This is a genomic window from Parasphingopyxis sp., from assembly GCF_028279465.1.
Lineage (GTDB): Bacteria > Pseudomonadota > Alphaproteobacteria > Sphingomonadales > Sphingomonadaceae > Parasphingopyxis.
The window spans coordinates 91,342-104,162 of the sequence record NZ_JANQNS010000015.1 but is presented as its reverse complement, the minus strand read 5'-3'; the positions used below and the strand labels follow the sequence as shown (position 1 = coordinate 104,162).

General features: G+C 62.2%; 12 protein-coding genes. 8 read left to right on the top strand and 4 right to left on the bottom strand.

Annotated elements, in window-relative coordinates:
- Positions 1-46: 46 nt before the first annotated feature.
- Positions 47-880 carry an SDR family oxidoreductase gene (locus Q0974_RS09860; protein WP_299327080.1) on the bottom strand — a complete coding sequence of 278 codons (834 nt, stop codon included), beginning with the start codon at positions 878-880 and terminating at the stop codon, positions 47-49.
- A gap of 94 nt (positions 881-974) precedes the next feature.
- Here Q0974_RS09860 and Q0974_RS09855 point away from each other — a divergent pair, with 94 nt between their 5' ends.
- From Q0974_RS09855 to dcd, 3 genes are read left to right on the top strand one after another with little or no spacing between them, the layout of a single operon-like run.
- On the top strand, positions 975-1,457 hold the full coding sequence (locus tag Q0974_RS09855; protein WP_299327078.1) for a UPF0262 family protein: 483 nt from the start codon (positions 975-977) through the stop codon (positions 1,455-1,457).
- 25 nt (positions 1,458-1,482) lie between these two features.
- Positions 1,483-2,172 (top strand): GH25 family lysozyme, encoded by a 690-nt coding sequence (locus Q0974_RS09850; protein WP_299327076.1) that lies wholly within the window; start codon positions 1,483-1,485, stop codon positions 2,170-2,172.
- Between the two features lie 11 nt (positions 2,173-2,183).
- Positions 2,184-2,738: a dCTP deaminase gene (dcd, locus tag Q0974_RS09845; protein ID WP_299327074.1), complete on the top strand. Its 555-nt coding sequence runs from the start codon at positions 2,184-2,186 to the stop codon at positions 2,736-2,738.
- Between the two features lie 42 nt (positions 2,739-2,780).
- Here the strand turns inward: dcd and Q0974_RS09840 are convergent, their stop codons facing one another.
- Complete coding sequence (locus tag Q0974_RS09840) at positions 2,781-3,149, bottom strand: tetratricopeptide repeat protein (RefSeq protein WP_299327072.1); 369 nt, start codon at positions 3,147-3,149, stop codon at positions 2,781-2,783.
- A 254-nt stretch (positions 3,150-3,403) separates the two neighbouring features.
- On the opposite strand from Q0974_RS09840, the gene Q0974_RS09835 reads away from it, so the two are divergent.
- Entirely contained in the window at positions 3,404-4,375 is a 972-nt protein-coding gene (locus Q0974_RS09835) for an MBL fold metallo-hydrolase (protein WP_299327070.1), read from the top strand.
- Here Q0974_RS09835 and rnr read toward each other — a convergent pair.
- Positions 4,372-6,594, bottom strand: coding sequence for a ribonuclease R (gene rnr / locus Q0974_RS09830; protein ID WP_299327068.1), 2,223 nt, complete (start codon positions 6,592-6,594; stop codon positions 4,372-4,374). The genes Q0974_RS09835 and rnr overlap by 4 nt on opposite strands.
- A gap of 73 nt (positions 6,595-6,667) precedes the next feature.
- On the opposite strand from rnr, the gene glpD reads away from it, so the two are divergent.
- The 3 genes from glpD to Q0974_RS09815 are packed head-to-tail and all read left to right on the top strand — an operon-like array spanning position 6,668 to position 10,164.
- Entirely contained in the window at positions 6,668-8,152 is a 1,485-nt protein-coding gene (gene glpD / locus Q0974_RS09825; RefSeq protein WP_299327066.1) for a glycerol-3-phosphate dehydrogenase, read from the top strand.
- Positions 8,149-9,612, top strand: a complete 1,464-nt coding sequence (gene glpK / locus Q0974_RS09820; protein WP_299327064.1) for a glycerol kinase GlpK — start codon at positions 8,149-8,151, stop codon at positions 9,610-9,612. The genes glpD and glpK overlap by 4 nt, the downstream gene beginning before the upstream one ends.
- Positions 9,613-9,630: 18 nt before the next feature.
- Complete coding sequence (locus Q0974_RS09815) at positions 9,631-10,164, top strand: cytochrome b (RefSeq protein WP_299327062.1); 534 nt, start codon at positions 9,631-9,633, stop codon at positions 10,162-10,164.
- Between the two features lie 9 nt (positions 10,165-10,173).
- Here Q0974_RS09815 and Q0974_RS09810 read toward each other — a convergent pair whose 3' ends face one another.
- On the bottom strand, positions 10,174-11,223 hold the full coding sequence (locus Q0974_RS09810) for an enoyl-CoA hydratase/isomerase family protein (protein WP_299327060.1): 1,050 nt from the start codon (positions 11,221-11,223) through the stop codon (positions 10,174-10,176).
- Between the two features lie 96 nt (positions 11,224-11,319).
- Between Q0974_RS09810 and Q0974_RS09805 the strand changes: the two genes are divergently transcribed.
- The gene (locus tag Q0974_RS09805) at positions 11,320-12,768 is read left to right on the top strand and encodes a coniferyl aldehyde dehydrogenase (protein ID WP_299327058.1); all 1,449 of its coding nucleotides are present in this window, start codon (positions 11,320-11,322) and stop codon (positions 12,766-12,768) included.
- Positions 12,769-12,821 lie beyond the last annotated feature (53 nt).

The following is a 12,821-nucleotide window of genomic DNA, read 5'->3' as shown; positions in this document are numbered from 1 at the left end:
TTCGGCCTCAAGCCATCAAGCCTGTGGATATTCTGTGGGGCGTTTCCTACCCGTCCTCGTCGCGCCCGCTCTGCGCCGTAAGCTTGGCCACAAGCGTCGGCACGTCGAATTCGTCATCGCCCTCATAGCGCGGCGCATAGGTGGCGAAGGCCCGGGCCAGCCGCTCATAGCGCGCCTCGATATGCTCGATATTGTAGGCGTGCGAGACGATGAAGTCTTCGCCGGCGCGGATTTGCTTCAGGACGATTTCGGCAAAATGATCGGCATCCATCGCGAACTTTTGAACCTCGGGCGGGCTCATTTCGGACTGGACAAATCCGGGGAAGATCGTGCCGACGCGGATATGGTCGGGCATTTCCTCGCGGAACGCCTCTGTCATACCCATCACCGCATGTTTCGACGCCACATAGGCCGCGGAATTGCCAACGGCGGTGAAGAACGCATTCTCCGAGGCCAGATTGTAGATCGCCGCGTCCGTGCCCTGATCGATCATCCGTTTCCCGAATATCGCACAGCCATGCCAGACCCCGAAAAAATTGACGTCGAAAACCGCGTGAGCATTTTTCAGTGGCACTTCTGCAACCGGCGCCTGTGGGATGCTGATCCCGGCATTGTTGATCAGCACATGAACCGCGCCATAGGCATCCCAGGCAAAATCGGCGAACGCCTCGACGCTTGCGGGGTCGGTGACGTCCATCACCATATAGCGGGCATCGATCCCCTGTTCGCCGAGTGCGGAGACGGCTTCCTTCAATCGGTTCTCGCGCGGCTCGCCGATAACGATATTCGCGCCGTCTGCGCCGAAGGCCTTAGCGAGAGCGAATCCAATTCCGGTTGCTCCACCCGTGATCACGACAGTCTTGCCCGCAAAATTATCCATGTTTCGCCTTTCGTCCGGTTCCCTTGCATCGTTCTGGAAGGTCAATAACCGCCAATCTATTCCCAATCCTGATCAACGCCACTAAGCCTCCCCCATGGCCGATCCACGGATCATAGACGTCCAGCTCGACGAACGCACGATCATCTGGCGCAATGCCGATATCGAGCAAGAGCGGCGCATTGCCATTTTCGATCTACTCGAAGGCAATCATTTCGAACCGGCTAGGGATTATCCGCAGGGCTATGCCGGGCCGTACAAGCTCACGCTGCGTGTCGAGGAAGGCCGTTTGGCGCTCGATATCGCAGCGGAGAATGACACGCTGCTCGAGACGATCATCATCGGACTCACACGTTTCCGCCGGCCGATCCGCGAATATTTCGCCATCTGCGACAGCTATTTCCAGGCGATCCGCCAAGCCACGCCACAGCAGATCGAAACGATCGATATGGCCCGGCGCGGGATTCACAACGATGCGGCCGAGCTGCTCAAAGAACGGCTGGAGGGCAAGATCGCTGTCGATTTTGATACGGCACGCCGCCTGTTCACACTGATCTGCGTCCTGCATATCAAGGGCTGATGGCCGTTATTTTCAAACCGGGGGTATGATGCGGGCAATCATATGGGGGGCGTTCTGGCTCCTGCTGGCGGCAATCGCCGCGATCGCGCTGTGGCAAGTCGCGATTCGCTGGCATCCCGTCGAAAGCCAATATCCGGTTCAGGGTCCGGTGATCGGCGCGGAACAGGGCGAGGTACATTGGCCAACGCTGCGCGCTGCGGGCGCCGATTTCGCCTATATCCATGCAACCGATGGCGATACGGATCGCGATCCGAATTTTGCCGCGCATTGGCAAGCCGCGCAGGAGGCAGGACTGCGGCATGGCGCCATCCACACCTATGAACTGTGCCGTTTGGCCATCGATCAGGCGACGAACTTCGTTGCCACCGTGCCCGACCGTGAGGGCGCCCTTCCCCCCGCCATACTCCTCGATTTTAACGACAACTGCACCGACCACCCGGACATCGACATTTTTATCGCAGAGCTGGCGAACTTCCTCGAGATTGTGGAGCAGCACGCCCAAAGCCCCGCCCTGCTATACGTCACACGGGAATTCGACGCTGAATATGAAGTCACCAGCCGGGTCGAGCGGAGCTTCTGGCTGCCACGCCGGCTCTTCAAACCGGATTTCGGCGCCGTGCCCTGGGTGATGTGGGAAGCCAGCGATATCCGAATCGTCGACGGTGTGGAAAACCCCGTACGCTGGAATGTGGTGCGTCCGGACCAGCCGGGCTAAGGATCGCGCTCATGAGCATCATGGCCGACAGATGGATTCGCGAGCGCGCGCTCGAAGACGGAATGATCGAACCGTTCGAGGACGGGCAGCGGCGCGACGGCACGATCAGCTACGGCCTGTCATCCTATGGCTATGACGCACGCGCGGCGGACGAGTTCAAGATCTTCACCAATGTCGACAATGCGATCGTCGATCCGAAAAATTTCTCGTCCAGCAGCTTTGTCGACCGCCAGACCGATTGCTGCATCATCCCACCCAACAGTTTCGCCCTCGCCCGGACGGTCGAATATTTTCGGGTGCCGAAGGACATCCTCGTCATCTGCCTCGGCAAATCGACCTATGCGCGCTGCGGCATCATCGTGAACGTCACGCCGCTCGAGCCGGGCTGGGAAGGCCATGTGACGCTAGAATTTTCCAACACGACGCCGCTGCCCGCCAAAGTCTATGCCAATGAAGGCGCGTGCCAGTTCCTGTTCTTGCAAGGCAATGAGCCGTGCGAGACGAGCTATGCCGACCGGGCCGGCAAATATATGGGCCAGAAAGGCGTGACGCTGCCGAAGCTTTAACCCCGGCAGCGCCACCACGACCCGAATTTTACAGGTGTTGTCCTAACGCGAACCGATCATCACACGGCCGCGCAAGCTCGCCGTCGCCGCGTCATGCGACCATACCGGCTGCCCATCCACGCTGGTCAACTGGACGTTCTCGGCGTCGAGCACGCGTTCGAGCATCGAAGAGGCGCGCGCAGCCCGATTGGTCTCCATCATCACGGTCGCGAGATTAAGCATCGCCGATACGTCGCCGTTATTTTCGGCGAGCCGGCGCATCAACCGGTCTTCGGCCGCAGCATAGTCTGCGCGCTCGATCGCGTCCGCCGCATAGGGGTCGTAGCCAGTCGGATTCGCTTCCGGATAGGGCGCGGCATGCGCTGCAATCGGAAGGGTGCAAGCGGCTGCGATTGCAAATAATTTTGTCATCCACTCTCTCCACGTTACGTTCGAATGACACTAATATTACAGTTATATGACGATTATGTAAACGTTAGATGACAAAGTCGGCGGAAATTTCGATGCCGAAATACGGGAAAGTAGCGGGAATCCGCCAAATTTTGGGCGCAGATATCCCCAGCCAAATGCTGTCATACGGGCGTGGAAATTGCGATTTCCGGCGAACGCCATATAGTCTTCGCCAATTGTTCCGGAGGCCTTGAACGATGCGCGCGGCGCCTTTCATGATCGGTTTTTTCGCTATCGCGCTGGCGCTCGCCGGATGCGGTGGCGGCGAAACCGAGCAGACCGACGGGGCCGATTCGGTCGGTGACCTTGAAATCCACCGGCCCTTTCGACCCGGCCCCGGTTCGGTCAACAGCTATTGGCTCGAAGGTACAGACGAGATCCTTGTCTTCGATACGCAGCGTGAAATCGCCTTGGCCGAACGAGTCGTCGCGGCAATCCAGGAGACCGGCAAACCGGTCACTGCGATCGTCATCAGCCATTACGATCCCGGCCATTTCGGCGGGTTGCAAGCCTTCACCGATGTCTTTCCCGATGCCGAACTGCTGATGACCGAGGCAGTCGCGGATCAGATCGGCCGCGATCTTTCCGGCTATGTCGAACGGCTGCGGGAGACCTTGGGCGACGATTACCGGATCCCGCCCGAGCCCACACGCCTCATCGAAAATCGTGAAGAACTGTCTGTCTCGGGCGTACCAGTCATCGTTCATGTCGTGACGGACACGGAGGCCGAAACGATGACGATGCTCTCGATACCGAGTGAACAGGCGCTGTTGGCGGTCGATCTCGTCGCCAACCGCATGCATCCCGATTTTACCGATGCCGATATCGACAGCTGGCCACGCGCGCTCGACCGCCTGACCCGCGATTTCAGCGGCTACACCCTCTATCCAGGTCATGGCGAACCGGGCCCTATCGGTCTGCTGGTCGCCAATCAGGTGGCGTACATTTCCTTCGTGCGCAGCCTTGTCGAGCGCGACATGCTATCCGACGATGTCGCAACGGAAACAGAGATCAACGCGGCAATCACGGCGATCCGCTCTAATTATCCCGACTGGGAAAGCGTCACCGGACGACCGGCCCAGTTACGGCGCAATCTCGAAGCAATCGTCGCGCAACTTGGCGGCGAGCTGGAGTCCGAGCGCGAGGCTGAACGCGAAAACGCAGAGGATAACACTTCGGTCAGCTAGCGATCGCGTTTGCGGCGCGGCTTGCGTCTCTTGCCCGCCGAACGCCGTTGTATTCCCCGGTTTCCGCGCGCGCTCCGCGTTCCACCGCCCTTCCCTTCGGGCAGTTCGAACCGCAAACCGCCGCTGATCGGGCTGGCTTCGACGAGCCGCAGGTCCAGCCTGTCGCCCAAGGCATAGCGCGTCCCGCTATCTTCGCCGATCAGCGCTTGGGCGCGCTCGTCATAGCGATAATATTCGCGGCCCAGATCGCGCGCCGGCACGAGCCCGTCGCCGCCCAGCCCCTCGACCGTTGCGAAAAAACCGAAATTCTGCACGCCCGTAATTCGCGCCGGCATGATCTCGCCGACCCGCTCGGAGAGATAGGCGGCGACATAGCGATCGACCGTGTCGCGCTCGGCCTCCATCGCGCGGTGTTCGAGCTTGCTGATCGCCTCCCCCGTCGCCTCCATCCGCTCGGTTTCGCCGCCCGTTAGCCGGGTCTCGGTAGTGTCCGGTCCGAGATTGTACGCGCCGACCAATGCGCGATGGACGAGCAGATCGGCATAGCGGCGGATCGGCGAGGTGAAATGCGCATAGCTGCCAAGCGCCAGCCCGAAATGCCCGGCATTGCGCGGCGCATAATAGGCCTGGGTCTGAGTGCGCAGGATCTGCTCGATGACCTGCGGCCGGAAGTCGTCGTCGCCGACGCGTTCGAGAATGCGGTTGAAGGTGTCCGGCCGGATGACCTGACCGAGCGTGAACGGCACGTCGAGGCTGGCAAGATACTCCTTGAGCGCAACCAGCTTCTCCCGGCTCGGCGGTTCATGGACACGGTACATGACCGGCGCGGCCTTGGCCTCGAGCGCTTTCGCCGCCGCGACATTGGCGGCGATCATATAATCCTCGACGAGCCTGTGCGCATCGAGCCGCTCGCGCGGCGCGACCGAGAGGATACGCCCCGTTTCGTCGAGCTCGATGCGACGCTCCGGCAGATCGAGATCGAGCGGCTCCCGCTTTTCGCGCGCGCGGTATAGCGCGCGCCAGCAATCCCAGAGCGGTCGCAGCACGCCATCGACGAGCGCGCGCTCTACAACGTCCGCCTGCCCGTCGATCGCCGCCTGCGCGTCCTCATAGGCGATATTCGCGGCGATCCGCAGCTTGGTGCGAGAGAAGCGCCAGCCTTTGACCTGCCCCTTTTTGTCGATCGCCATATGGCAGGCGAGCGCGGCGCGATCCTCACCGGCTTTCAGCGAACAAATATCAGCGGACAGCTGTTCGGGCAGCATGGGGACGACGCGATCCGGGAAATAGACGCTGTTGCCGCGCCGGCGCGCCTCCTTGTCGAGTGCAGACCCGGGCCGGACATAATAGCTGACATCGGCAATCGCGACGATGACGCGCCAGCCACCCTGTCCGTCCGGCTCCGCCCAGAAGGCATCATCATGATCGCGGGCATCGGCCGGGTCGATTGCGACGATCGGCAAATGGGTCAGGTCTTCGCGTTCGCCGAGATCGTGCTTCGCCATACGCCCGGCTTCAGCCAACGCCTCGTCGGAGAATTCGACCGGGATTTCATGCTTGTGGATCGCGATCAGCGAGAAGCTGCGCGGCTCGAACGGATCGCCGAGAATTTCTGTCACACGCACCCAAACGCGCGGTGGCCGTCCCGATTTTTCCGCCATGACGAGATCGCCGGGCCGGGCGCGATTGGCGTCGGAAACGAAGAAATCGCGGCGATTCCCTTTCTCCAGTCCTTTCAGCCAGAGCTTGCCGCCTTCCTCGTGCAACACGCCCATCAGCTCGTCCTGCGCGGGCGCGATCTTTTTCATCGGATGCGCGATCCAGCCGCGCCCAGCCTGTTCGGTCCGCGCCAGAATACGGTCGCCCACTCCGAGCGGATGGCGGCGGCTGCGTTCCTTGACGCGCAATTTGGGCACCGGCGCATCGCTGTCCCAGCGTTCGGGCTCGGCCCAGATATCGCCGTCATCGTCGACGCTAACGACGCGCAGGACGGTGACGCGCGGCAAGCCGCCCACCTTGTGGAGCGCCTGCCCCGCGCCTCTGTCGACGAGCCCCTTATCGGCCATGCGCCTGAGCATCGCCTTGAGTTGAATCTTGTCCTGCCCCTTCAGGCCGAAGGCGCGCGCGATCTCGCGTTTTCCAGCGGGCCGGTCCGAGCTTTCGAGAAAATCGACGATCTGCTGCTCGGTCGGGAAACCGGCGGGCGTTTTGCGGGCCATGGCGCCGCCATAGCCGCTGTCGCACGTTACGGCCATCTAGTAACGGCAGAAATAATTCCGCTAAACACGCGTCATGACCTACGACCTCCTGATCGTCGGCGGCGGCATAAACGGCGCCGCGATTGCGCGCGATGCCGCTGGGCGCGGATGGAAGACGCTGCTCGTCGAACGCGACGATCTGGCGAGCCATACGAGTTCTTCCTCGTCGAAGCTCATCCATGGCGGCGTCCGCTATCTCGAATTTTACGAGTTCGGCCTCGTCCGCAAGGCGCTGAAGGAACGCGAGGTCATGCTGGCGTCCGCGCCGCATATCATCTGGCCGATGCGCTTCGTGTTTCCGCATAACAACCAGGTCCGCCCCTTCTGGATGATCCGCGCCGGGCTGTTCCTTTACGACATGATCGGCGGCCGCCGAACGCTGAAAGGCACCCGCGCGCTGGCCAAGGCCGATCCGCACTATGCCGCGCCGTTCGCCGATCCCGCGACCAAGGGCCTCGTCTATTCGGATTGCTGGGTCGACGATGCACGGCTCGTCGTTTTGAACGCGGTGGACGCGGCAGACCGGGGCGCTGACGTCGCCACGCGCACGGCGTTGGTGTCGGCCGAGCGATCCGGCGCGGTCTGGAAAGCGGCACTGAGCGACGGACGGACGGTGGAGGCGCGGGCGATGGTAAACGCGGCCGGCCCCTGGGTCTCCAAGCTGCTTAGTGAGAAGGTCGGCCTCTCGGGCAAGGCCGGTGTGCGGCTGGTGCGCGGCAGCCATATCGTCGTTCCGCCGCTCTATGACGGCGACCAAGCGTACATTCTTCAGCAGCCGGATCGGCGCATCGTCTTCGCCCTGCCCTATCTCGACCGGTTCACGCTGATCGGAACTACGGACGTCGCCGTCGACGATCCCGGCGACGCGGATGCGAGCGATGAAGAGATCGACTATCTGTGCCGCGCGGTGAACGCCTATTTCGACAAACAGATTGCGCCGGCAGATATCGTGTCGAGCTATGCAGGCGTCCGCTCGCTCTATGACGACGGCGCCAAGCAATCGAAGGAAGTCACGCGCGATTACGTGTTGGAAATCGATGGCGGCGACGGCAACGCGCCGATACTCTCCGTGTTCGGCGGCAAGATCACGACCGCGCGCGCGCTGGCCGAAGACGCGATCGACCGGTTGAGCCGGCGAACGGAAGCGCAGGCCCCGGCATGGACGCGTGATGCGAAGTTCCCGGGCGGCGATCTCGGCGGAGAATTCGATGACTTTCTCGGCCAAATGTCCGCGCGCTATCCGTTTCTCGGCGCTGACCTTACGAAGCGCCTCGCCCGCGCCTATGGCAGCTTGATGACCGAGATACTGGGCGATGCAAAGCGCATGGACGATCTCGGCACGCATTTCGGCGCGGGCCTGACGGAGCGCGAACTGCGCTATCTCATCGACCGCGAATGGGCGCGCACGCCCGAGGATGTGCTCTGGCGGCGGACCAAGCTGGGCTTGCCGATGAGCCCGGACGAACAAACACGCCTCGCCGCCTATATGGCCGACGACCGCGAAAGGGTGAACGTATGACACGGCATATTCTCGCCATCGATCAGGGGACGACGTCGAGCCGCGCAATCCTGTTCGACGAGACCGGCAGACCGCTCACAAGTTCCGCACAGGAGTTTCCGCAGCATTATCCAGAGGATGGCTGGGTCGAGCATGATCCGGAAGATATCTGGCGCGATACGGTCGCCTCCGTCAGAGCCATTCTATCGGACGAGACGACCGCGATCGGCATCACCAATCAGCGCGAAACCATCGTCCTCTGGGATCGCGCAACCGGCAAAGCGCTGCACAATGCGATCGTGTGGCAGGACAGGCGCACGGCCGATACCTGCCGTCAACTGAAAGCGGACGGCCATGAAGACATGATCCGCGAGAAGACCGGGCTGCTGCTCGATCCCTATTTCAGCGCGACAAAGCTCGCCTGGCTGCTCGACCATGTCGAGGGCGCGCGGGAGGCTGCGTCACGCGGCGAACTGGCTGCGGGCACGATCGACTGTTTCCTGCTCTGGCGGCTGACGGGCGGCGCCGTGCACGCGACCGATATCACCAATGCCGGGCGCACGATGCTGTGCGATATCCATAACGGCGATTGGGACGATGCGCTGCTCGACCTGTTCGGCATCGATCGCAGCCTGCTGCCGGAGATTCGCGGCAATGCGGAGATTTACGGCGAGACCGACCCGGCGCTGTTCGGCCGGGCGATACCCATCGCGGGCATGGCCGGCGACCAGCAGGCGGCGCTGATCGGCCAGGCCTGTTTCGCGCCCGGCATGGTGAAATCCACCTACGGTACGGGCTGCTTCCTGCTGCTCAACACGGGAACCGAGGCGATAGCGTCCGAAAACCGCTTGCTCACCACACCTGCCTACAGGATCGGCGGCGACATCACCTATGCGCTCGAAGGCTCGATCTTCGTCGCCGGTGCGGCGATCAAATGGCTGCGCGACAAGATGGGGCTGATCGAGAAGGCCGGCGAGACGGCGGCAATCGCCAAGGCCGCACCCGACAATCACGGCGTCTATCTCGTCCCGGCTTTTGTGGGGCTCGGCGCGCCGCACTGGGACCCCGAAGCGCGCGGGCTGATCACCGGGATGACGCTCGATACAACGGCCGATCATGTCGTTCGCGCCACGCTGGAATCGATCGCCTATCAGACGCGCGATCTCGTCGATGCGATGCGCGCCGACGGGGCCGACGATCCCCGCGCACTGCGCATCGATGGCGGCATGGCGCAGAATGACTGGTTCGCGCAGTTTCTCAGCGATATCCTCGAAGCGCCTGTGGAGCGGCCGGAAAGCCATGAAACGACTGCATTGGGCGCCGCCTATCTTGCGGGCCTCGCGACCGACGTGTGGGGCGGGCTCGATGATCTGTCCGCGCGATGGGAAGCCAATGCGCATTTCGACCCGCAAATGGCCGATGATCAGCGGAGCGAACTCCTCACCGGATGGCGCAAGGCGCTCGAACGGACGCTCGCATAATCGACGGGAAGGACCGCCATGACCCGCTACACCAATATCGCCATCGCGCTGCACTGGATCATCGCGCTGCTGGTCATGGTCAATATTGCGATCGCCATCGGCTCCGAAGATCTGTCCCGCGAAGCACGCGGACCCTGTATGGACGCCCATAAGGCCATCGGGATCACCATATTCCTGCTTGCGGCCGCTCGCATCGGCTGGTGGTTTCGCCATCGCCCGCCGGCCTTGCCGGATACCATGGCGCGCTGGCAGCGCGCGATTGCCAAGGGCACGCATTTTCTGTTCTATGCACTAATGCTTGGCCTGCCGCTATCCGGCTGGCTCTGGATGTCGACCTACCCTGCCCCGTTCAGCTGGTTCGGACTGGTGGATGTTCCGATGCTGCCTGTTGTCGGGCAGGAAGGACTGGGTGAGCTCCTGCACGAAGCACATGAGATCATGGGCAAGGCGATGATCGCCCTCGTAGCGCTGCACCTGTTAGCAGCACTCAAACATCTCCTCGTCGATGACGACGATCTAATGCACAGAATGCTGCCCGGAGATTCCAGCTAGCCGCTCGCTCTAGAATTTGAGCGGCGTCCACTCCTCATCGGCGTTCAACGGCCCGAAAATCTGGTCGATCAGGTGATCGCTGACATCCTCGGGCGTCGCCGGATTCCATTGCGGATCGTTATCCTTATCGACGATCACGGCGCGTACGCCTTCGAGGAAATCATGGCGCTGCACGACATGGGCGCCGACCCGGTATTCGACCCGCATCTCGTCGGCGAAATCGGTCTGCTGCGCGCCCTGCCACAACAGATAGAGCGACACCTTGCAGGTTTGGGGCGATTTGGTGCGCAGCGTTTCCAGCTCCTTCTGCGCCCATTCCGAACCGTCCTCTGCGAGCGCGGCGAGGATGTCCTCATACTTGTCCGAGGCGAACAGCCGGTCGATCTTATCGCGATTCGCCGTGATCCGCGCTTCGGGCGGTTCGACCGAAGCCTCCTTGAGGATCGCTTCAATCTCCTGCGGGTTTTCGGCGATCTTCGTCTTCATGTCTTCCAGCAACTCCGACGGCAGGTAATGGGTGGCGAGGCCCAGCGCCATGCACTCCGCCCCGTCGATCCGCGCGCCGGTCAGCGCCAGAAACTGACCCGTCCGCCCCGGCAGCCGCGACAGATACCAGCCGCCGCCGACATCGGGAAACAGTCCGATCCCGGTTTCCGGCATGGCGAAGCGCGTATGCTCGGTCGCGACCCGGTACTGGCACGGCAGCGACAGGCCGACGCCGCCGCCCATCGTGATCCCGTCCATGAAGGCGACGGTCGGCTTGGCATAGGTGAAGAGCAGATGGTTGAGCCGATATTCGGTGTGAAAGAACTCGCGCGCCCGCACGCCGTCGCTCGCTCCGCTTTCGGCGAGCATCCGGATATCGCCACCCGCGCAGAAACCGCGTCCCTCGGCATGGTCGATCAGCACGGCCTCCACCGACAGATCCGCGCGCCACGCCATCAGCGCGTCGATCGCGGCCTCGCACATCGCTGTGGTCAACGCATGGAGCGCCTTGGGGCGGTTGAGCCGCAGGCGTGCGGTCCTGCCGTCGATTTGAGCGATCAGTTCTTCGGTCATGAAGTCCGTCTAGCCGTGACGCATGGCCGCGTCACCCTGTTCAAAGCGCCGATCCTCACCTAAACTCGGTTTCAAATTGCAACAGAGGATGTGACGATGGCCGATGCGGACCTGCAAATCGTGAACAAGGATGCAATGCTGGCCGCGCTCGAAAAGCAGCGCGCCGCCTTTACCGCCGAACTGCCGGTGAGCGCCGAAACGCGCAAGGAGCGGCTGACCCGCGCCGGGCGGCTGCTGGTCGACAATGCCGATGCGCTGTGCGCCGCGATGAGCGAGGATTTCGGCCATCGCTCCAGGGAGCAGTCGATGATGACGGACGTCGTCTCGGCGCTCGGCGAAGTGAAATACGCCCGCAAACATGTCGATAAATGGATGCGGCCCGAAAAGCGCAGCGCCCGTTTCCCGCTCGGCCTGTTCGGCGCAAAGGCGCGGATAGACTATCAGCCGATGGGCGTCGTCGGAATCATCGCGCCCTGGAATTTTCCGGTGCAGCTGACCTTCAGCCCGCTCGCCGATGCGCTGGCCGCAGGCAATCGCGTGATGATCAAGATGAGCGAGTTTACGCCGGTCACCAGCGCGCTCGTCGAAAAGCTGATCGGCGAGACCTTCTCGCCGGAAGAGATCGCCGTGTTCAATGGCGGGCCCGAGGTCGGACAGGCCTTCTCTGCCCTGCCCTTCGATCACCTGCTCTTCACCGGCGCGACCAGTATCGGCAAGCACATCCTGCATGCGGCCGCCGACAGCCTGACACCCGTAACGCTGGAGCTGGGTGGCAAATCGCCGACGATTTTCGGCGAGAGCGCCGATATCGAGCGTGGGACAAGCCGCGTCGCCATGGGCAAGATGATGAACGCCGGGCAGATCTGCCTCGCGCCCGATTACATGATGGTGCCCGAAGCGAAGGAAGGCGATATCATCCAGGGGCTTGCCGCCGCCGTCGGCGAGCAATATCCGACGCTCGACGCGAATGACGACTACACATCGATCATCAACGACCGCCACTATGAGCGGCTGCAGGGCTATCTGAAGGACGCTGCGGATAAGGGCGCGGAGCTCGTCGAGGTCAATCCGGGCAATGAGGATTTCAGCGCGTCGAACAAGCGCAAGATGCCGCTCACCATCGTCCGCAATCCAACCGAGGATATGACGGTGATGCAGGAAGAGATTTTCGGACCCGTCCTGCCGATCAAGACATACAAGTCGGTCGACGAGGCGATTGATTATGTGAACGCGCATGACCGTCCGCTCGGCCTCTATTATTTCGGCAGCGACAAGGCCGAGGAAGAGAAAGTGCTGTCGAGAACGATCTCCGGCGGCGCGACGGTCAATGACGTGATCTTCCATATCGCGATGGAAGAACTGCCGTTCGGCGGGGTCGGCCCCTCGGGCATGGGCGCCTATACCGGCCATGAGGGCTTCAAGACGTTCAGCCACGCGAAGAGCGTCTACAGCCAGCCCAAGATGGACGTTGCGAAGCTCGGCGGATTCAAGCCGCCCTATGGCAAGACGACGAAAAGCACGATCAAACGGGAGCTGAAGATTTAACCCCGTGCTCCTGCGCAGGCAGGAGCCCAATCAGGCGGTGGAACTGGGCTCCT